This is a genomic window from Paenibacillus sp. 1-8, assembly GCF_056316205.1.
In genome coordinates, this window is the sequence record NZ_CM149995.1 from 1,582,060 (window position 1) to 1,603,397 (window position 21,338).

General features: G+C 47.6%; 22 protein-coding genes and 1 riboswitch. Of the genes, 19 read left to right on the forward strand and 3 right to left on the reverse strand.

What is annotated here, in order from left to right; genetic code table 11:
• Window positions 1-20: 20 nt before the first annotated feature.
• Window positions 21-380 carry a phage holin family protein gene (locus tag AC0WRU_RS07260; protein ID WP_476127809.1) on the reverse strand — a complete coding sequence of 120 codons (360 nt, stop codon included), beginning with the start codon at window positions 378-380 and terminating at the stop codon, window positions 21-23.
• Window positions 381-531: 151 nt separating this feature from the next.
• Here AC0WRU_RS07260 and AC0WRU_RS07265 point away from each other — a divergent pair, with 151 nt between their 5' ends.
• The 4 genes from AC0WRU_RS07265 to AC0WRU_RS07280 all read left to right on the forward strand — a co-directional run bounded on the left by AC0WRU_RS07265 (window position 532) and on the right by AC0WRU_RS07280 (window position 5,546).
• The gene (locus tag AC0WRU_RS07265; protein ID WP_476127810.1) at window positions 532-2,901 is read left to right on the forward strand and encodes an endonuclease MutS2; all 2,370 of its coding nucleotides are present in this window, start codon (window positions 532-534) and stop codon (window positions 2,899-2,901) included.
• A 59-nt stretch (window positions 2,902-2,960) separates the two neighbouring features.
• Complete coding sequence (locus AC0WRU_RS07270) at window positions 2,961-3,374, forward strand: DUF350 domain-containing protein (protein WP_007429540.1); 414 nt, start codon at window positions 2,961-2,963, stop codon at window positions 3,372-3,374.
• Between the two features lie 54 nt (window positions 3,375-3,428).
• Entirely contained in the window at window positions 3,429-4,178 is a 750-nt protein-coding gene (locus AC0WRU_RS07275; RefSeq protein ID WP_476127811.1) for a hypothetical protein, read from the forward strand.
• A 114-nt stretch (window positions 4,179-4,292) separates the two neighbouring features.
• A complete protein-coding gene (locus tag AC0WRU_RS07280) occupies window positions 4,293-5,546 on the forward strand; it encodes an MFS transporter (RefSeq protein WP_476127812.1) in 1,254 nt (417 codons plus the stop codon).
• Window positions 5,547-5,631: 85 nt separating this feature from the next.
• Here the strand turns inward: AC0WRU_RS07280 and AC0WRU_RS07285 are convergent, their stop codons facing one another.
• A complete protein-coding gene (locus tag AC0WRU_RS07285; protein WP_476127813.1) occupies window positions 5,632-6,870 on the reverse strand; it encodes an NAD(P)/FAD-dependent oxidoreductase in 1,239 nt (412 codons plus the stop codon).
• A 431-nt stretch (window positions 6,871-7,301) separates the two neighbouring features.
• On the opposite strand from AC0WRU_RS07285, the gene AC0WRU_RS07290 reads away from it, so the two are divergent.
• The 12 genes from AC0WRU_RS07290 (at window position 7,302) to AC0WRU_RS07345 (ending at window position 16,005) form a co-directional block, all read left to right on the forward strand.
• Entirely contained in the window at window positions 7,302-7,538 is a 237-nt protein-coding gene (locus tag AC0WRU_RS07290; RefSeq protein WP_476127814.1) for a hypothetical protein, read from the forward strand.
• A gap of 32 nt (window positions 7,539-7,570) precedes the next feature.
• Window positions 7,571-7,957, forward strand: coding sequence for a spore coat protein (locus tag AC0WRU_RS07295; protein ID WP_134910557.1), 387 nt, complete (start codon window positions 7,571-7,573; stop codon window positions 7,955-7,957).
• Between the two features lie 144 nt (window positions 7,958-8,101).
• Window positions 8,102-8,602, forward strand: a complete 501-nt coding sequence (locus AC0WRU_RS07300) for an Lrp/AsnC family transcriptional regulator (protein ID WP_025682363.1) — start codon at window positions 8,102-8,104, stop codon at window positions 8,600-8,602.
• Between the two features lie 12 nt (window positions 8,603-8,614).
• On the forward strand, window positions 8,615-9,826 hold the full coding sequence (locus tag AC0WRU_RS07305; RefSeq protein WP_476128595.1) for an aminotransferase class I/II-fold pyridoxal phosphate-dependent enzyme: 1,212 nt from the start codon (window positions 8,615-8,617) through the stop codon (window positions 9,824-9,826).
• A gap of 114 nt (window positions 9,827-9,940) precedes the next feature.
• Window positions 9,941-10,147 carry an aspartyl-phosphate phosphatase Spo0E family protein gene (locus AC0WRU_RS07310; protein ID WP_025682361.1) on the forward strand — a complete coding sequence of 69 codons (207 nt, stop codon included), beginning with the start codon at window positions 9,941-9,943 and terminating at the stop codon, window positions 10,145-10,147.
• 102 nt (window positions 10,148-10,249) lie between these two features.
• Window positions 10,250-10,822 (forward strand): type 2 periplasmic-binding domain-containing protein, encoded by a 573-nt coding sequence (locus tag AC0WRU_RS07315; protein ID WP_025682360.1) that lies wholly within the window; start codon window positions 10,250-10,252, stop codon window positions 10,820-10,822.
• Window positions 10,823-10,840: 18 nt separating this feature from the next.
• A complete protein-coding gene (locus AC0WRU_RS07320; RefSeq protein WP_476127815.1) occupies window positions 10,841-11,404 on the forward strand; it encodes a cob(I)yrinic acid a,c-diamide adenosyltransferase in 564 nt (187 codons plus the stop codon).
• 21 nt (window positions 11,405-11,425) lie between these two features.
• Entirely contained in the window at window positions 11,426-12,388 is a 963-nt protein-coding gene (locus tag AC0WRU_RS07325) for an RluA family pseudouridine synthase (RefSeq protein ID WP_476128596.1), read from the forward strand.
• A 2-nt stretch (window positions 12,389-12,390) separates the two neighbouring features.
• On the forward strand, window positions 12,391-12,756 hold the full coding sequence (locus AC0WRU_RS07330) for an arsenate reductase family protein (protein ID WP_025682357.1): 366 nt from the start codon (window positions 12,391-12,393) through the stop codon (window positions 12,754-12,756).
• 73 nt (window positions 12,757-12,829) lie between these two features.
• Window positions 12,830-13,726, forward strand: coding sequence for a 5'-3' exonuclease (locus AC0WRU_RS07335; RefSeq protein WP_134910553.1), 897 nt, complete (start codon window positions 12,830-12,832; stop codon window positions 13,724-13,726).
• A 227-nt stretch (window positions 13,727-13,953) separates the two neighbouring features.
• Entirely contained in the window at window positions 13,954-14,832 is an 879-nt protein-coding gene (locus AC0WRU_RS07340) for an ROK family protein (protein ID WP_476127816.1), read from the forward strand.
• 165 nt (window positions 14,833-14,997) lie between these two features.
• Complete coding sequence (locus tag AC0WRU_RS07345; RefSeq protein WP_476127817.1) at window positions 14,998-16,005, forward strand: HRDC domain-containing protein; 1,008 nt, start codon at window positions 14,998-15,000, stop codon at window positions 16,003-16,005.
• Between the two features lie 85 nt (window positions 16,006-16,090).
• Here AC0WRU_RS07345 and corA read toward each other — a convergent pair whose 3' ends face one another.
• Entirely contained in the window at window positions 16,091-17,026 is a 936-nt protein-coding gene (gene corA, locus AC0WRU_RS07350; protein ID WP_134910551.1) for a magnesium/cobalt transporter CorA, read from the reverse strand.
• A gap of 547 nt (window positions 17,027-17,573) precedes the next feature.
• Window positions 17,574-17,699: riboswitch (SAM riboswitch) on the forward strand.
• A 120-nt stretch (window positions 17,700-17,819) separates the two neighbouring features.
• Here corA and metA point away from each other — a divergent pair.
• The 3 genes from metA (at window position 17,820) to AC0WRU_RS07365 (ending at window position 21,221) form a co-directional block, all read left to right on the forward strand.
• Window positions 17,820-18,737 carry a homoserine O-acetyltransferase MetA gene (gene metA / locus AC0WRU_RS07355; RefSeq protein ID WP_476127818.1) on the forward strand — a complete coding sequence of 306 codons (918 nt, stop codon included), beginning with the start codon at window positions 17,820-17,822 and terminating at the stop codon, window positions 18,735-18,737.
• A 124-nt stretch (window positions 18,738-18,861) separates the two neighbouring features.
• Window positions 18,862-20,046, forward strand: a complete 1,185-nt coding sequence (locus AC0WRU_RS07360) for a PLP-dependent transferase (protein WP_476127819.1) — start codon at window positions 18,862-18,864, stop codon at window positions 20,044-20,046.
• Window positions 20,043-21,221 (forward strand): trans-sulfuration enzyme family protein, encoded by a 1,179-nt coding sequence (locus AC0WRU_RS07365; protein WP_476127820.1) that lies wholly within the window; start codon window positions 20,043-20,045, stop codon window positions 21,219-21,221. Before AC0WRU_RS07360 ends, AC0WRU_RS07365 begins: the two co-directional genes overlap by 4 nt.
• The last annotated feature ends 117 nt before the right edge of the window (window positions 21,222-21,338 follow it).

A 21,338-nucleotide genomic window follows, 5' to 3' on the forward strand; every position in this document is an offset into this window, starting at 1 on the left:
GTCGGAAATGTGAACCCAAATTATTTCTCGCTCTTGCGGCCGGCTTCAAACGGTGTCGATACCGGAATGAAGAGGTCGATAATCCCGATAACCAATGCAGCGAGCAATGCGCCCAGAACGGAAACACTGACATGGGCCACGACATATTGAGCGATCCAGATAACCAGAGCGCTCACCAGAAAGCCTACGATACCGCGTCCGAATGGTGAAACGCGTCGGCCAAACATAGCCTCAATGATGTAACCGATCAAGGCAATGACAATGGCAAGGATCAGCGCGCTCCAAAAGCCGCCTACACTAAAGCCGGGAACGATCCAGCTTACGACCATCAGAACCAAAGCGGCAACGATGAAACGCACAATGTGCCCGAGAATGCTCACGGAATAACCTCCTTTGTTTTTTGAATGTACAGGGTTATACAAAGGTATTGTGTGGCATAAACGGCTTTCTTATGTGTAAAACAGAGTTGGCAAATAGCGTAAGTGCGCGGCTTTCGTTATAATATATATATAAGTGAAAGGAGTAGTGAAGTTGGACTCTAAAATATTCAAAACCCTAGAATATCAAAAAATTTTAAATAAACTAAGTCACTATGCTCAAACCGCGATTGGTCAGCAGACAGCCCAGCGGCTACAGCCCAGCGATGATTTGGAGCATATCAAGAAATTGCTGAAAGGCACGGATGAGGCCTATGCTGCCGATCGACTTAAAGGAGTACCCTCGTTTAACGGAGTCGTGGATATTACTCCGGCGGTCAAGCGCGCCCGTATCGGGGGAACACTGAGTCCGCAGGAGCTGCTTGGCATTCGGACAACAGTTCAGGCTGCACGCCGTGTACAGGTGTACGTGGCAAGTTTGCATGAGGAAAATCCAGTTGAAACACTGCTGTATTGGAGTGAGCAGCTTTCAGAACAGAGAGGTCTGGAAAACTCGATTAAAGGCTGTATCGACGAAAATGCAGAGGTACTGGATTCTGCCAGTACCGAGCTTTCACAAATTCGCAGAGAGCTGCGCTCGGGTGAAGTGCGTATTCGGGAAAAGCTCGATTCCATGATTCGTTCCTCCACCGTATCCAAAATGCTTCAGGATCAGTTGATTACGATCCGTGGAGACCGTTTTGTAATCCCGGTTAAAGCCGAGTATCGTTCTTATTTTGGCGGAATTGTGCATGATCAATCCGGTTCCGGTGCAACGCTGTTTATCGAGCCTGAATCCATCGTGGCCATGAACAACAAGCTGCGGGAAACACGGTTGAGAGAAGAACGCGAAATTGAAGTGATTTTACAAAAGCTGACCGCACTTGTCGCAGAACAAGCGGATATGCTGCTATATGATGTAGATGTTTTGGGGACGCTTGATTTTATTTTCGCCAAAGCTCGTCTCGCTCGTGAGATGAAGGCAACCTTGCCTTTGATGAATGATCGGGGTTACTTGAAGCTGAAAAAAGGCAGACACCCTCTTATTCCGTTGGAGCAGGTCGTTCCGATTGATGTGGAGCTGGGCAATTCGTATACCTCCATTATCGTAACCGGACCGAATACAGGGGGAAAAACCGTTACGCTGAAAACCATCGGCTTGCTTAGTCTGATGGCGATGTCGGGACTTTTTGTGCCTGTAGAGGACGAAAGCCAACTATGCGTATTTGATGCGATCTATGCAGATATTGGTGACGAGCAAAGCATTGAGCAAAACCTGAGTACCTTTTCCAGTCATATGACCAACATTATCAGCATCCTAAAAAATATGACGCCTAAAAGCCTTGTGCTGCTTGACGAGGTAGGTGCAGGAACCGATCCTGCGGAAGGCTCGGCTTTGGCTGTATCCATTCTCGAGCATATGCATGCTTTGGGTTGCCGTATGGTTGCGACGACTCACTACAGTGAATTGAAGGCCTATGCTTATGAGCGCAAAGGAATCATTAATGCGAGTATGGAGTTCGATGTTGCTACATTAAGTCCGACATACCGCCTGCTCGTGGGTGTACCTGGTCGAAGTAACGCTTTTGCCATTGCTGAGCGCCTGGGATTGCCGAGTCGTATTTTGGATTATGCCCGTGGTGAGGTGACAGAAGAAGACCAGCGCGTAGAACATATGATTGCGTCACTGGAACAGAATCGTCTGACAGCCGAGCAGGAGCGGGAAAAGGCGGAGCAATTGCGTGGTGAGATGGAAGAACTGCGCACCCGTCACCAGAATGAGCTGGATAAGCTGGAAGCACAGCGGGATCGTATGCTGGAAAAGGCTGCGGACGAAGCAAGAGGTCTCGTGGACAAAGCTCGCAGTGAAGCGGAGATAATCATTGCTGATCTGCGTAAGTTGGCTCAGGAAGAAGGAGCCTCTGTTAAGGAGCACAGGCTGATTGCAGCCCGCAGAGAGCTGGATGAAGCGGAACCGAAACAGCGTAAGAAAAGCGCAGTCAAGCGCCCGGCCGCTGCACGTACACGTTCTATCGTAGCTGGCGATGAGGTGTCCGTTCACAGTCTGAATAAAAAAGGCCATGTGGTGGAACTGTCCGGTGGCAAGGAAGCCGTGGTGCAACTGGGAATCATGAAAATGAAGGTCAGTCTGGACGATCTGGAGCTGCTGCAACCCGCCCAAACAACGGCACCGAGAGTCCAGAAGCCGGTAACTGGCATTAAGCGAACACGGGATGATAATGTGCGAAACGAGCTTGATCTGCGCGGTGCGAACGTGGAGGAAGCGCTGATGGAGGTAGATCGCTTCATGGATGAAGCATTTCTGGCCAATCTGGGGCAGGTACACATTATTCATGGCAAGGGTACAGGGGTTCTTCGGACCGGTATTCAGGAGTACCTTCGCAAGCATAAGCATGTGAAAAGCTACCGTATCGGAAATTACAATGAAGGCGGCACAGGTGTGACGGTTGCTGAATTGGAATGAGCTACGGGTTACCGGCTCCGGCCGGGAACGCTTTGTAGAACGGGAGGGACAAAGTGAAGATGGCGATTGATGAATTGCTGTCACATCCGTTAGGAATGATGCTGGGCTATTTCTCGGTGGCGGTGCTGGAGCTGATTGTATTTTTGTCATGCTTTGAGCTGGTAACCCGGTATAAATGCTGGGAAGAGATCAAACGCGGCAATATTTCAGTAGCGATGGCTACGGGCGGGAAAATGTTCGGTATTTGCAACGTGCTCCGCTTTGCGATGGAAGCCAAATCCAGCGTGTACGATACGATGATTTGGTCGTTCGTCGGCTTTTTACTGCTGCTTGCGGCGTACTTTCTGTTTGAGTTTCTGACACCGGTATTTTCAATCGATCAGGAAATTAAGGAGGACAACCGCGCTGTCGGCTTGTTCTCCATGATTATCTCGATATCGTTATCTTATGTGATTGGTGCCAGTGTAACTTGACACATCCTGTATACTAGAGCTTGGTATACGCATGGAACGGAAGGATGATGAAGCTTGGAAATGACCATTTGTCCATGGTGTACCATGGAAATTATTTGGGATGAAGAATTGGGGCCTGAAGAAGAGTGCCCTTATTGCCATAATGACCTGAAAGGGTATTCGGATATCACCGATGATGAAGATGAAACGGAGTCTGCTTCTGCACATGTTCATGGGCATACGGATGAGCACCGACATGGAGAAAGTGAACACATGCATACTCATGCACATGACCACGAACACAGCCATGATGATGCGACTTCTGTGGGTCAAGCAGCGCCTTCCCCTGGGAAGGAAGACCTAAAGGGCTATCGTACGTTGAGCATTCAGCTTGGGGATGAGGATGAGCAGGATATTTTATATGAAGCAGAGGATGAAGTCGTAGTTGATAAGCCGGCTGACGCTCCATTGTTGCAGGACAACGAGCTTCACAAGCTGCCTGTGCTGCATACCCTGCAAAAATTTGAAGAAAGCGGTGCGGATCTAATGGCTTATGAACAAGGTGCTGAACAAATACTCGACAGACAAGATGAGGTTCTTGAATGTTCCCAATGCGGTGAATACATGCTGCATGCAGGTTCGCAAACCGTGACCGAAGAAGGCTTTGTACCGTCGATGTCTCCTGCGCTCGGCAGACCTGTTCTGGATTTGCCGTTTGTCTTAAATGTATATGTATGTCCAAGCTGCTTCCATGTTCAGCAGACGTTGTCAGAGGATGACCGATTGCGTTTGTTAGAGAAGCTGAGTGGTATTTCCAACAATTAATTATATTCCCCCGGATAAGCCCAAGTTGAATTCGGGCATCTTAAGCCGAAGAAGCTCTGAAGCAAGCTGAGTTAAAAGGAGCTGAATGGTGATTTTCGGTTAGGGGGAAATTCATTGAAATCAAACCTGAACGGACAATCCATTCTGCTGCTAAGCCTGAATGGATTGTTTGTGTTTGCGGCAGCTTTGTCAGGTACTTTTCTTAACGTATATCTGTGGAAAAGCAGGCAGGATTACGCGATGATTGGCTGGTTTAATGTTAGCCAGCAAATTGCGCTGGGAATCATGGTCTGGGTGGCTGGAAAATGGGTCAAGGAGCATAACAAAATGAATGCTCTGCGCGTAGGGACCGCGTTGTCCGGATTATTTTATCTGGTGGTTTTATATACGGGATCGCAGGCTGTAAACTACATATGGCCGTTAGGGATGCTATTGGGTGCAGCGTTGGGTTTGTTTTGGCTAGCTTTTAATGTGATTTTTTTTGAGGTCACAGATCGGGTAAGCCGGGATCATTTTAACGGATGGGTGGGCCTGCTGGGCTCGTTTTCGGGTATTGTCGGTCCCTGGCTGTCCGGCTGGATTATCGCCCGTATGGAGGATGATGCTGGATACCGCGTGATATTTAGCATCTCTTTAGCACTTTATGTGGTAGGGGTAGTGCTGAGTTTCTTTCTTCGCAAGCGTAAGACGACAGGAAGTTACAATTGGCTGGAGCCCAAGCAGCGTTTGTCGCAAAAAGGAAGTATGTGGCGGCCATTGTCGTTGTCGCTTGTTACACAGGGCATTCGTGAAGGCGTTTTTGCCTTCCTGATTACGCTACTTGTGTACGTCGCTACTCAGCAGGAGTGGAAGCTGGCGCAGTTTTCGCTTATTACATCCGCAGTTTCATTTTTCAGCTTTTGGGCTGTTGGCAAATGGCTCAAGCCACATTATCGCTCGGTTGGCATGCTGTTGGGTGCCTCGCTGCTGGTGATTGCGCTTGTGCCGTTACTGTGGCGTATGGAGTATAGCACGCTGCTGATTATGGGCATCGGGACCGCCTTGTTTTTGCCATTATATTTAATCCCGATGATCTCTGCGAGCTTTGACTTGATGGGGGTTAGTGAAAAGGATGTAAATAAAAGGGTCGAACTGGTCGTACTACGCGAGTTGTGTTTGATGGTAGGTCGATTGACAGGAATGCTTATCTTTCTGGGTGTGTTGAGTATGAGCAAGGCACCTATAGCCATGATCTGGCTGTTGATTGGACTTGCATTAATGCCCGTGGCGGGATGGGTATTTATGCGTAATGTGCTAAAGAAGGAGCAAACAACGAAACAGAGCAAGTCTCATTCCAAGGCACGACGCTGGCACAGGCAAACCGAGTAGCTTGAAATATATATTCAAAAAAAGAGCCTTCAAACCCACGGAAATGGGAATTGGAGGCTCTTTCGTACTTCGTATTTCGTATTTATTAAGCCAGCGGCTCCGTGATTTCGGGTGAAGGCTTGGTGGTACGTGTTAGTGAAAAAAGCTCCATCTCAGGTCGGTGTGTGCCCGTCAGTTCATCAGCCAATAGCTGTGCAGCCATCATGCTGGTAACTGTACCGTTTCCCCCGTAGCCCTCCAAAAAGTAGCAGTTCGGAAAGCGCGGGTGCGGGCCAATATACGGTAAGCCATCATGGGAGGAGCCAAAGACGGCTGCCCATGCATAATCAATCTTGAAGGGTATATCCGGAAAATGCTCCTGTAATGCTTGCAGCAGTTTTTTCTGTTGGTGCAACAGTCTGACTTCACGTTGGTCCGGGTCGAGTACAGGTTCATCCAGCCCTCCGATAATCACGCGTCCTTCCGTGGTGGAGCGTATATACATATAAGGACGGGCGGTTTCCCAGATCAGACATTGCTCATGCCACATGGCTGAATCTCCAATTGGATTGGTGACAATCACATAAGAGCTTTCCAGTATGGCTCCACGATCCTTTTTAATTTCCTGGGACTCATAGCCTGCCGCAAAAACAACCTTTTTCGCCCGAATGGTTCCACCGCTGGTATGACAAACGACCTCATTGTCGCCAAATTCAAAATGCTTCGCTTCGGTATGCTCATTTAAGCGTACACCGAGGCGGCTGGCGGATTGCAGGAGTCCCTGTACAAAACGAAACGGATTCACCTCAGCATCTTCGTGTGTATACAGCGCAGCCGGTTTACGAAAAGGAAAACGAGCAGCCACCTGTTGCTCATCCCAATATTCCACCGGGAATCCAAAGCGGGTTAGGTGTTCGAACTCTTTTTGGAGCACCGACACATCCTCAGGTATACTCGCATAATACAGGCTGCTGCGGCGGATAAAGCACGGATCCAGGTCCACTGTGCTAGCCAGCTTTTCCAACTGATCCAGCGCATCCTTGCACATCCGATAAAACAGTACCCCATTAGCCTCACCAAAGGTGTTGATAAAAGAGGTCAGTGTCTTATCGTTGCTATATTTCAGCAATCCGGTATTGGCCGAAGAACTTCCATGCGCTAGTTTGCGCTTATCAATCACGACCGTATCTACCTTTCGCTCCCCTAGCAGCCGGGCACAGAGCGCTCCACCCATCCCACCGCCGACGATAAGCACATCACAAGTCAAATCTTCTGTTAAAGGAGGAAAATCCAGTTTCTGCTCCAGAATACTAGGCCAATACGTATGTCCACTAATCAATTCCATAACAAAACACTCCCTATAAGCAATATCCAATGTGTGTAGTTATTTACAGTAGTTCCGAGAAGCCATCAGGCTTCTCATATTTTAATACCTTTCACTTCCCACGCCAAAGGGGAGTCTTATCGAGATCTTGGCGCCTTAGTGGTGGGCGTTCCTGCCGACGCAGCGAGGCGATTCATTTGAATCTGAAGAAGCGACAGCGTTCGCCTTTGCCATGGAATTCTTACCTCTAAATGTTTTATACAATCTAAAGAATCCCGTGGCAACAGCGATCGTAAGATCAAATGGATCGCGTAGCGTCCTCAGCAAAAGAAACCGCCCCTCACAAAATTGTCAAATTTCAATAAGCTCCGCTCCTCCTAGCATATACATATAATTCCGCCAAACGGACAAGCTAACCAATGTGCAACAAAACATTTAAGGAGGCACAGACCATGCAATCTACGAACATGCAACCTTTGACTGGTAAAGAATTGGAGTATATCGCAGACTCTATTTCCAATGAAAAATTGCTACTCAAGCAATGTGCGGCGACAGCGGCATCCGTCCAGCCGCCTGCTATTCAACAAGCCTGTTTGCAACTCGCTAGAACTCATGAGCACCACCTGAGCTTGCTTTCAAATGCTCTCCAACAGCACCAACAGCTTGCTCCTATGCAACCGCAGCAGTAATCATGCATTAACCATAAAGGAGGTATGACAGGATGTATTCACAGAACAATATGTCATTTATGCCCGAAGAAGATTTGCTCTATACCATTCTTGCTGATATGAAACGTACAGTGCGCGAGTACACAACGGCGACAACAGAATCCAATTGTCCGTCTGTGCGTCAGATGTTCACTGACCTTACGAACGACACGTTACGTCTGCAAGGTGATTTGTATCGTCTGATGAGTCAGAACAATATGTACTCCACTCCATCTAAAGCACTGCGCATCGATTTGGACAAACAGATTCAGGAAGCCCGGAAGACCCAACAGGAGTGCCAGCAGTTCATTCAGCAAAAATCCTCCTCAGCGGGAGTATACGGTCAACCGATGCATCAACAGGGCCAGCCGTCTCACCAAAACAACCCTTACTATATGTAAATGGGACACTCCGCTTTTGAAGCTTTTTCTCACAACAAGCCGTCCGTCTGCCGGATTCACCGGGGCGGGCGGTTTTTCTTTGCAGGTTTAAAGCGCGTATTGTATGATGTATAGTAATCTCTTTTGATGGAGGCCTTATGTAGAATGACAGAACTGAATGATTTGAAATTAAAAGTGCTGGAATTGTTAAAAGAAGATGCAAGAAGGACGCCGACTCTGCTTGCTACCTTGCTGGGAGTTGCCGAACAGGATGTACGTGCCGCGATTAAAGAGCTTGAAGATCAACATGTGATCGTCAAATACGCCGCTGTGGTCAATTGGGATAAAGTCGACGACGAAAAGGTTACTGCTTTGATTGAGGTGCAGATTACACCGGAGCGGGGAAGAGGATTTGAAGGCATCGCCGAACGGATTTATTTGTATCCACAAGTTAAATCAGTATATCTCATGTCCGGTGCGTACGACTTGCTAGTGGAAGTCGAAGGACGTAACCTCCGTGAGGTAGCGAACTTTGTGTCCGAAAAGCTGTCGCCTATTGATTCCGTCCTGTCAACCAAGACCAATTTTACGCTCAAAAAATACAAACAGGACGGAATTATCTTCGAAGATCATCAGGAAGATAATCGTCTGATGATTTCACCGTAAAGGAAGATCATGATGAATATCAAACCTGAAGCATTGACTGATAGTAATAAAGCCATGAGCTCGTATTTGTCTCCATTGGTGCGCGAGATCCCATCCTCGGGCATCCGTAAGTTTTTTGATCTGGTGGGCGGCAACAAGGATATTATTACTCTGGGGGTAGGCGAACCGGATTTTACAACCCCTTGGCATATGCGGGAAGCCTGCGTCTATTCATTGGAGCGGGGGTTTACCAGCTATACTTCCAACGCGGGAATGCCTGAACTGCGTGAGGCAATTAGTGAATATCTGGATGAGCAATTTGCAGTCCGCTATGATCCAAAAAGTGAAATTATCGTGACGGTGGGCGGCAGCGAAGCGATTGACCTGGCTTTGCGTGCGTTAATTGTACCCGGCGACGAAATTCTCGTTCCAGAGCCATGCTACATCTCGTATTCTCCGATCACTTCCATTGGCGGCGGTATTCCCGTAGGAATCGAAACCTTCGCCAAGGATGAATTCAAGCTGACAGCAGAGGCGCTGGAGGCTAAAATCACACCTAAATCCAAGGTGCTGATTTTATGCTATCCGAGTAATCCAACCGGGGCGACCATGACCTATGAGGATTGGCTTCCGATTGCGAAAGTTGTAGAAAAACATGATTTGATCGTCATTTCTGATGAAATTTATGCAGAACTGAATTATGGCGAGAAGCATGTCAGCTTCGCGGCTGTGCCGGGCATGATGGATCGCACCATTCTGGTCAGTGGTTTTTCCAAAGCCTTCGCTATGACGGGCTGGCGTATTGGGTATACATGCGGGCATCCTGATTTAATTGCTGCTATGCTTAAAATCCACCAGTATACCGTGATGTGTGCGCCTTCGATGGGTCAGGTAGCGGCTCTTGAGGGGTTGCGCAATGGTTTGGGGGAGAAGGATCGCATGGTGGAAGCTTACAATCAGCGTCGCCGTCTGATGGTTGAGGGGTTCCGGGAAATTGGTCTGGAATGCCACGAGCCGAGAGGGGCTTTTTATGTTTTCCCAAGTATTCAAAGCACAGGGCTGAGCTCGGATGAGTTTGCGCAGCGTCTTTTGGCAGAGGTCAAGGTTGCGGCTGTGCCGGGGAACGTATTCGGTTTGGGGGGCGAAGGATACCTTCGTTGCTCGTATGCGACCTCTGTTGCTCAACTGACGGAAGCATTGGATCGTATTGGTCATTTTGTAGAAAAAGTAAAAAAAGAAGGTTAAAAATTATTTTTTATGGGTAAATCATAGAAAATAGTCTTTTATTTCTAAATTTATATGCTATAATTTGAAATCGAAAGCAGGAAGTTTAATTTTTCAATTGCAGGAGGAATGCTCATGTCATATGTTGGATATAATTCGTCGGTGTCAACTGGATACGACATTTCCCTGGAAGATGAAATTTTATTCCTGCGCAATGAGATGATGCGGACGTTTCAGGAAGAGAAGTCCTTTACCTCTGATCTTGTCATTGAGATCAGTTGCAAGCTCGATTTGAAAATTAACGAATACATGAAGCTGTACGGTTCGGAATGCAAGGTGTAACCGTGTGAAGCCAAGCCGTATATATAGAGAAGGCCGCAGGGCCTTCTTTTTTTGCGTTCACAACTTATGATATATTAGTGGCATGGAAGAGGGGGCGTACATATGAGAGCAGGGCTGAAAAGGCTGTCGCCATGGATCATCGGAATGCTGGTACTCGTGCTGTTGGCGGGATGCGGGGGGCGAGACAAGGACAGTTTCACCATTTTTATCATGGATAAGCAAGGGGATGCTTCAGTTCTTCGTGATGAACTGGCGCAAAAGCTTAAGGATAAACTGGGCGAACAGGCTCCAACCATTGAGATTGCAGTTAGCCCACTGTATAACCAGCAGAAACTGGTCGTTGAATATGCAGCCGGGGAAAACGATCTGTTTATTTTACCGGAAGAGGATATGAAGTTGTATGGACAGAATGGTTCGAATTTGCCTTTAGACGATGCTTTTGACAAGAAAACGTATGCTCGGGGTGTGTTCGAGGGCGGCGTATTTAAGGAGAAAGAGCAGGGGGAAAAAGGAACAGATATGATCAAGGAAACTCATTTGTTCGGGATTCCGGTGGAGCAGATGAAGATGTTCAAGGATGTAAAATATAACTCCAAAACATTATTTGCTACCGTGCCACCGCGTACGAGTAATAAGGAGGAAGCCATCAAGGTATTAAAAGCACTGACGGAATGATAGAGGGGATGAGATACCATGGGGATTTATACAAGAACAGGTGATGAGGGACAAACCTCGGTGATCGGCGGTCGAGTGGCCAAGGATGATGACCGTGTGGAGGCATACGGTACGATTGACGAACTGAACAGCTTTGTAGGACAAGCGATCAGCTTTGCCGAAGGGGAAAAGTTTGCGGATATTCGGGCTCAATTGGAGGAAGTACAGCAGGAACTGTTTGATTGCGGCTCGGATTTGGCGTTTGTCAAAATCAACGAAAGCAAATACAAGGTAAAGGATGAGCTGGCAGAGCGGCTTGAAGGCTGGATTGACGCATGTCAGGAGGAAAATCCGAAGGTGGAGCGTTTTATTATTCCGGGGGGTAGCACGTTGTCTTCAGCGCTTCATGTTTGCCGTACGGTTTGCCGCCGCGCGGAACGTCGTGCTGTCACACTGAGTAAGCATACGGAAATCAATCCTGCGGTACGTCGGTATTTGAACCGTCTGTCTGATTACTTTTTCGTCGTGGCCCGCACCGCGAATGTACGTCAAGGGGTACCGGATGTCGAATATGTGCGCAGCAAAAAAGTGTTTCGCAAATAAGGAGGCAACCGGGAATTTGTGATGAGCTTGTATTATGAACCTATCGTGTATACGATCCCTCCTGAGGAGGAGGGAATGCTGTTGAAGACCATTTTGCAAAAACGTATGAATGTTTCACGCAAGCTGATATCCAAACTTAAGCTGACGGAACAAGGCATTATGCTGAACGGAACACGAGTGTATATCAGCGTAAAGGTACAGTCCGGGGATCGGGTGGAAATTCGTATGGAACGCGAGCGTTCCGATGATATTTTGCCTGAACCGATTCCTTTTGACATTTTATTTGAAGATGAGCATTTATTGGTTGTCAACAAGGCGGCGGGTATGATTGTCCATCCGACTCATGGTCATTACACGGGAACGCTGGCTAACGGGGTTGTGCATTATTGGCAGGCCAAAGGCGAGCTGTTCAGGTTCCGTCCCGTTCATCGTCTCGATCAGGAGACGACGGGTGTCCTTGTGGTGGCTAAAAATCCATATGTACACCAGCATATTTCCGAGCAAATGATTGCGGGGACGGTGGATAAGCGCTACACGGCCCTGGTGCACGGTTGCCCTGATCTACAGGAAGGAAGGGTGGATGGGCCGATTGACCGTAATCCGGATGATCCGCATTTGCGCATGGTGACCCCTGATGGTTATCCGGCCCTTACACTCTATAAGCTGGAGGAAGTCTGGAATGAGGGGAGCCGCATCGGGATCAAGCTGGAATCCGGACGTACGCACCAAATCCGGGTACACATGACTTCTATTGGATGTCCGTTGATCGGTGATAAAATGTACCGAAATACGCCTGCTGACGCTGCGCAACGTGAGCGTTATGATCAGCTGGATGCCCAGATGCCCCGACAGGCACTGCATGCCTCAGAGCTGTCCTTGGTGCATCCTGTGACCGGAGAGCAGTTGACGTTTTGCGCCCCATTGCCGGACGATATGGCCCAGTTGCAGGAGCTGTTAAGAAATCGAAATGGAGGGTTAACATAACGATGAGCCAGTTGAAAGTATACCAGTACTCCAAATGCAGCACTTGTCGCAATGCAGTGAAATGGCTACAAAGCAAGGGACATGAAACGGAATTGATTCCTATTTTTGAACAACCGCCCGGCCCGGAGGAATTAGCTGATTTAATCAGCAAAAGTGGACTGGAGCTGAAAAAGTTTTTCAATACGAGCGGTGAGGTATATAAGGAGCTAAAGCTGAAGGACAAGCTGGCAGACATGAGCCGTGAAGAGCAAATCTCGCTTTTATCCTCGAATGGAAGATTGATCAAGCGCCCGATTGTAACAGACGGGAACAAAGTAACGGTAGGCTTCAAAGAGGAAACATTTGAGGAAGCATGGAGCGCTCAATAACGCCCAATTTGGCTCTGCGATATGTTATACTGTTGTGGTTAAAATAATATGATGAATGGGAGCAATACAATCTGTGACACAACGTAATGAACAATCCATAATGTTGGTTGACGGCATGGCTCTGTTATTCCGCGCTTATTATGCAACTGCTGCAAACGGTTATATAAGGCGCACAAAGGCCGGAGTGCCAACGAACGCCATATATGGTTTTATTCGATATTTTTGGGATGCGGTACAAACCTATAATCCGACGCATGTCGTATGCTGCTGGGATATGGGAGGAACGACGTTCCGCGGAGAGCATTTTGCTGCGTACAAGGGGAATCGCGCTGACGCGCCAGATGATTTGATTCCTCAATTTACATTGATTCGTGATGTGACGGATAGCCTCGGCATTCCTAATATTGGAGCTGCAGGCTTTGAAGCGGATGATTGCATCGGTACGCTGGCACGCCACTATACGCAGAATGAGGACATGGATGTAATGATTCTCTCCGGAGATCACGATTTACTCCAATTGGTGGATGAGCGGACACGGGTTATTATTATGAAAAAGGGTCACGGCAATTATATGGTGTACACCCCGGAAACGTTACTGTCTGAAAAAGGGCTCAAACCCCGCCAAGTTGTGGACCTCAAGGGCCTGATGGGGGATGCAAGCGACAATTACCCGGGAGTACGAGGCATTGGTGAAAAGACGGCACTCAAGCTGGTACAGGAATATGACTCCATTGAAGGTATTCTGGAGAATCTGGATCAATTGACGCCAGCAGTACGCAAAAAGATCGAGAGTGATCTGGATATGCTGCATTTGTCACGTAAGCTGGCTGAAATTCACTGTGGTGTACCTGTAGCATGCGCACTGGACAGTTGTCTGTTGACGCTGGATCATGTGCAAATTGTAGACAAGTTTGAGGAGCTTGAAATGAAAAGCTTGTGTACGTTAATGGGTGTGGCAACTGGATCATAACGAAGCCAGTTTGGCTTCACAGGTACAACTCGGAACTCGTATTACACATATGAGGATGCTGGCGCTTGGTGCGTTAGTGTCCTTTTTTACACAGTTATGTCAAGGGAGATATATATTGTTGTGAAGGATTATATACAATTGGGATCAGGGGATTGACCTTGGACACGTTTCAGGCGAATATAGGATAGAGAGAACCGGATCATGACTGAGAGGGGACAACAGCAGCTATGACAGTATTGGGAGCAATTGAGGCAGGCGGTACCAAATTTGTATGTGGAATTGGCAACGAACAGGGAGAGGTGCTGGAACGCGTGAGCTTTCCGACAGCCACGCCAGCAGAAACGATGGCGAATGTCGTTGCATTTTTTGAAGGGAAGGGCATTGAAGCGCTGGGCGTAGGGTCGTTCGGGCCGATTGATCCTATCGAAGGCAGTGATACATATGGCTATATTACAACAACGCCAAAGCCGCATTGGGGCAATTATAACCTGATCGGCAAGCTGAAAGAGCATTTTGACGTACCTATGGGATTTGACACGGATGTGAACGGTGCAGCATTGGGCGAATCCATCTGGGGGGCGGCTAAGGGACTGGATAGCTGTCTCTATATTACGATAGGTACAGGTATCGGAGCGGGTGCTCTGGTCGGTGGAAAGCTGATTCATGGATTGTCCCATCCTGAAATGGGCCATATCCTAGTGCGTCGTCATCCGGAAGATACCTATGAAGGGTCATGTCCTTATCACGGAGATTGTCTGGAGGGACTGGCAGCGGGTCCTGCGCTTGAAAAAAGATGGAAGGTCAAAGGCCATGAGCTTTCTGTGGATCACCCGGCTTGGGAGATGGAAGCTTATTATCTGGCACAGGCCTTGATGAGCTATGTATTGATTCTTTCACCGCAAAAAATTATTATGGGCGGCGGAGTGATGAAGCAGGAGCAACTGTTCCCACTCGTTCGCGCCGAGTTTCAAAAACTGTTAAACGGATACGTACAGCATCCGAGTCTGACTACAGAAATTGATCAGTATATCGTGGCCCCAGGCTTGGGAGACAATGCCGGATTGTGCGGCGCTCTTGCTTTGGCAAAGGAAAAGCTGAACAAATGAGAATTACGGGTTGACGACAATCCGAGGTACGGTTATCATATAGGCAACAGCATAGTACGGCTCAAAAAGGGAAGCACCTTTCTTGCAAATACGCGAGATAGGTGCTTTTTTGCGTTTGGCGTTGTACCGGACTGTAACCCAATTATAAGCATGGAGGAAAAAAGCATGGAAATTTTATTTTTAAATCGCTTGTCCAAACGGAATGAACAGGGTCATGAGCAATTTGCCCAGGTATGGATTGGACAACATGATGGGGTATGGAGTGCAGGGTGGAGCACACAACACAGTTTGGATGAAAGCACAGATGATCTGTGGTATGAGGGCAGCTTGTGGCAGGAGTTGCTGCATGTGTACCGTCATGAGCTGGCGCTTAAGATGGCAGAGGGCTACAGACCCTTAATCCATGGTGTTTTTCATGAGCAGGAAGGGGCAGCAGGACGTGGGCAAACATTACAAAAGCTGTATTGTTATAGTGATTTGTTTCCGCGTGATGATGTGTATGAGCAATTGACGATGTGGAGACGACAAAAGGCGGCTACCGAGCGAAAAGCACCTTATTTTATCGCTACCAATCGTCTGCTCCGGTTGATTAGCGTCTATCTTCCCCATACCGAGGAGGAGTTGCTGGAGCTACCAGGGATAGGGCAAGGTAAAATATCTCAATATGGTCAAGAGCTGCTGGCTATTACGACACAAAATGACCGGACTACCCCATTTCCGCTAAATTGGGTTACAGAGACGTTGGATGAGGAAGTTTTCTTATCATGGCTGTACAAGCAAAAAGAGAACCAATATAAGCAGGAACTGAATAAATTCAGTCTGACAAAAACCATTATTGAAGGTATTTCAGACGGTCTTGCGTTGGAGCATATTGGACTGAAGGCGGGGTTACATCGTAGAGAAATGATTGAAGCAGTGGAGCATTTGGATCGAGATGGAATCGATATGGAAAAGCTGATCCGTCAGGAACTGGTGAACGTATCTGAGGAAGAGCAGACGGCGATCTGGTCTGCATATGAAGAACTGGGGGATACGCTGCTTAAGCCCGTTATGCTGCGGGTATATGGTGAGGAACAGGCTGCGGAAACGGGGCTGGATCAAGTTTATGAGCGGCTGCGTCTGATTCGTATCCGTTTTCGCCATCAGGTGGCATCAGATCGACATGCGGGATAACATCGCGCAAATATAAAATAATCACACAAAAAAAAGCAGTAGCTATATCCTGTGAGGATACGGCTACTGCTTCAACCTTTTCTTTTCAAACCCAATCCTTCTTGCGGAAAATACAGAACATGCTAACCCCCAGCGCCACCATAATACCAATGACGATAAAATAACCATAACGCGTATGAAGCTCAGGCATATTATCAAAGTTCATACCATAAATTCCGGTAATCACCGTCAACGGCATAAACACGGTTGTAATCGCTGTAAACACGCGCATGATTTCATTCGCACGGTTAGCGATACTGGATTGATAAGCTTCTCGAAGGTTACCCATTAGATCGCGGTAAGTTTCGAAAGTCTCCGAAATTTTCACGGCATTTTCATAAATGTCGCTAAAATATTTTTGCAATTGATCGTCGATCAGCCGTAAATCCCGTTTGTTCAACGTATTGATGACTTCTTTTTGTGGACCAAGCACTTTTTTCAGCCACAGAATCTCACTGCGTAAGCCGATAATTTCATTCAAATGCGATTTTTTTGTATGCATCAGAATGTCTTCTTCCAGCTTCTCAATGCGAACCTCAATCCGGTCACCAACCAGAAAATAGTTGTCAACGATCAAGTCGACCAACAGATACATAAAACGGTCAGGCTGGCTGACCTCCTGCTCCCACAACATAGGCTTGAGGGTGCGTAGCTCATTGATTTTCTGCTTGGTCACCGTAATGATGAAATGGCGGCCGAGAAAAATGTTCAAAGCACGTAAAAATATTTCTTCATCATCAAAACGAATGCTGTTTACAACGATAAAATAATGGCTTTCGTAAATTTCAATCTTCGGGCGCTGCTCTTCTTCACTCAAACAGTCCTCTACTGCGAGATCATGCATGGAGAATAAAGGCTGGAGCACTGCAAGATCATCCACATCGGCATCAATCCAATAAAAGCCTTCTGCTGGCGGAGTAAGCGCCATTTCAATTTCTTCGACAGGGGTAAAAACCCCGTTGTTTACCAAACGGATTTTCATATATGTCACTCCTTATGCTCCGTCGAAACGGAAAATACGTGTACCTCAAGCATAAGGAATGGACTCAGTTAGCCGGATCGGGTAAGCGGCATCCCCATCAAAAGCCAGAGGCTTTTGGAGTATGCAGAGCCTGGCGTCCCGTCTTTCGGCAAGCTGAAGTCATTCCTATGCTGTTGTTCAGGGATCGCCGCCTATTCGGACTCGGGTCGCCTTCCATTCCGGATTCACCTCACAAATGTTCTTTTTTAGGTTGCCACAGTACCGCAGAAAGCACTCTAAATCTGCACGACTGCTTTATATTTTCGGCCTATAGCACTTGTATAGTATAACGCTCGGCCTACAGCCTTTCAAGCGCAAAATCATGGGCTAAATCAACAGTAGTGACAAGAGCTTCGGCGATAGGGTAATGTATGATTTAACATATGGAAATATAAGACGAAGTGTGAATGCAGGGCACAAAATTACAAGTCCTATCTTGACGAAGCACAGCTGATGCATTAAAGTGAACAACAAGAACAATTTATGAACCCAAAATGAATATAGCGAAATCTTATCAAGAGCAGGTGGAGGGACTAGCCCGATGATACCCGGCAACCGGCGATTTTAATCGCACGGTGCTAATTCTTGCAGGACGCGTGCTTTTTACAAAGAGCGATGCCCTGACAGATGAGAGAGGCGCATATGGATACAAATATGACCTTTCTCGTAACCGAGGAAGGTCTTTTTATTATATGCCCGGCATCTCAACATGACGATTTTCGCAAAAACTTCACCGAACAAGGAGTGAGTTTACATGCCGATTAAAATTCCGGATACACTACCTGCTAAGGAAGTGCTGGAGGGCGAAAATATTTTCGTAATGGATGAGAGCCTGGCCTATCATCAGGATATTCGTCCGTTGCGCATCGCCATTTTGAATTTGATGCCTACCAAAGAAACGACGGAAACTCAACTGTTGCGTCTGGTCGGCAATACCCCGCTTCAAGTGGACGTTACGCTGGTACACATGAAGTCGCATGTATCTAAAAATACATCGCAGGAATATTTGAACATGTTTTATAAAACGTTTGACGAGATCAGAAACAGCCGCTTTGACGGCATGGTGATTACGGGAGCACCCGTTGAACAGCTTGAGTTTGAAGATGTGAACTACTGGGAGGAAATCCGGCAAATTTTTGAATGGACGAAAACGAATGTAACTTCGACCATGCATATCTGTTGGGCCTCACAGGCGGGTCTGTTTCATCATTTCGGCGTTCCCAAATACAGACTTGATTACAAATGCTTTGGCGTTTTTCCACATAGCGTTAATAAACCTAAAGTGAAGTTGCTACGCGGTTTTGATGAATTGTTTTATGCACCTCATTCCCGGCATACAGAGGTTCGGCGCGAAGATATTGAGCATATTGCCGAACTGGAGCTTTTATCCGAATCTGAGGAAGCCGGAGTGTATCTGGTAGCTACACGTGATGGCAAACAAATCTTTGTGACAGGGCATTCCGAATACGATCCACTTTCTCTGAAATGGGAATATGATCGTGACGTCGCCAAAGGGATGGATATTGAAGTACCGAAGAATTATTTTCCCAACAATGACCCTGAGCGTACACCGCCCTCAACCTGGCGTGCGCATGCCAATTTATTATTTTCAAATTGGCTCAACTATTATGTATACCAAGAAACCCCTTTCGATATCGGGCCCCAGATTTAAAAAGGGGCTTAACGTTTATATCTACGCAGTACCACCTTGCAGCAGCGCAGCAGTATAGATATGATAATCCTATTTTGCAGCCTATGTTACAGCACCTATTATGGGAGTGAACAGGAGGAAACATATGAGTGAGAAACAGTGGAAAATCGAAAGCAGGTTAGCACAGATTGGTTCAATCGAAGAGCCGGTAACCGGAGCAGTGAATTTTCCAATTTATCAGTCTACAGCGTTTCGCCATCCCCGTCTGGGACAAAGCACAGGTTTTGATTACATTCGGACGATCAATCCGACACGTAAAGTACTGGAAGAGGCGTCCGCTGCACTGGAATCCGGTGATGCAGGCTTTGCATGCAGTTCAGGTATGGCGGCGCTGCAAACGGTATTTGCCCTGTTTGGGCAAGGAGATCATCTGATTGTATCGCTGGATCTGTATGGAGGCACGTATCGCCTGCTGGAACGTATTTTATCCAGATTTGGCGTGACGGCGAGCTATGTGGATACGAACGATCTTGAAGCCATCGAGCAGTCATGTCGACCAAATACCAAAGCAGTATTCATAGAAACGCCTACGAATCCATTAATGATGATTACGGATATTCGGGCAGTAGCCGAATGGGCGTCACAACGTCAGTTGCTTACTATTGTAGATAATACGCTGTTAACACCATATTTCCAGCGTCCTTTGGAGCTGGGTGCCGATATTGTGGTACATAGCGCAACCAAGTATCTGGGCGGACACAATGATGTGCTGGCAGGCTTGATCGTAACCAAGGGTAAAGAGCTGTCAGCTGAAATTTCCTTCCTGCATAATTCCATTGGGGCCGTACTTTCTCCGAGCGATAGCTATCAGTTGATGAAGGGCATGAAAACATTGGCGCTGCGTATGGATCGGCATGAGCATAATGCGACAGTGCTGGCCAATTATCTGCTGACGCATCCAGCGGTGGCTGAGGTGTTTTATCCAGGGCTTGAGGGTCACCCAGGGCGTGAGATTCAAAACAAACAATCCAGCGGCAACACAGGTATTTTCTCGTTTAAAGTAAAAGATGCCCGTTATGTGGAGCCCTTGCTTCGAAACATTAAGCTTATTGCTTTTGCAGAAAGTCTAGGCGGTGTGGAATCGTTAATGACTTATCCTGCTGTACAGACACATGCCGATATACCGGCTGAGATTCGGGATGCAGTCGGAGTGGATGATCGGTTGCTGCGCTTCTCCGTCGGCATTGAACATACGGATGATTTAATTGAAGATTTGCGTTCAGCGTTGGAAGCGGCACATCAAGAAATCGAAGGAGGGGAACAGCAATGATTGAGGACGTGCGGAAAATCGGGCGGGAAACGGAAAAAGAACGGAAGTTCGCTACCAAGCTGCTGCATTTTGGCTCTGAAATTGATAGTGTTACGGGTGCGTCTAGCGTACCGATTTATCAGGCGTCCACCTTTCACCATCACGATATTTTCAATCCTCCGCTGCATGATTACAGCCGTTCCGGCAATCCGACACGGCAAGCTTTGGAGGACTACATCGCCTTACTGGAAGGTGGAGCGAGAGGTTTTGCCTTTGCATCGGGCATGGCGGCTATATCCAGTACGTTTATGCTGTTGTCTGCTGGGGACCATGTCATTGTTTCGGAAGATGTATATGGAGGGACCTACCGCCTGCTGACTTCTATTTTAAAACGGATGAATATCGAAACCACCTTCGTCGATATGACGGACATCAACCTTGTGAAAGAAGCGTTGCAGGAAAATACGAAGGCTGTATATATGGAGACACCTTCCAACCCAACCCTCAAAATCACCGATGTGGCATGGATAACGGCTTGGGCCCAGGAGAAAGGGCTTCTGACGCTGCTGGATAACACATTCATGACACCCTATTATCAACGTCCGATTGAGCAAGGTGTCGATATCGTGTTGCACAGTGCAACCAAATTTCTCGGCGGGCACAGCGATGTACTCGCAGGACTTGCGGTGGCACGTACGGAGTCGTTGGGCAGACAAATCAAGCAGCTTCAAAATGGACTCGGAACCGTGTTGGCCCCACAGGAGTCGTGGTTGCTTATGCGCGGGATGAAGACACTGAAAGCACGTATGGCTCACAGTGAGAAGAGTGCGGCGAAGCTGGCCAACTGGCTGAACGAGCGAAGTGACATTGAGGCGGTATACTATCCGGGCCTGGAAAATCATCCGGGGCGTGCCGTACATGAAAGCCAATCCAGTGGATACGGTGCGGTTATCTCGTTTGATGTAGGTTCCGGTGAGCGTGCAAAAGAGGTACTCAATCGCATACAAATCCCGATTGTGGCGGTAAGTCTGGGAGCTGTGGAGAGTATCTTGTCGTATCCCGCAATGATGTCACATGCGGCAATGCCACACAGTGTACGTCTGGAGCGGGGGATCACGGATGGTCTGCTGCGTTTCTCCGTAGGTCTGGAGGATATTGACGATCTGATCAGTGATCTAAATGAGGCTCTTCGTTAAGAATTAGCATATGGGGAGAGAATTTCCCGTTTTTCACACAGGAATCGAAGATGTATTAGAAAAACAGCAAGCTCCAGCTCAATAGGAGACTTGCTGTTTTACGTATGTATGACTTGG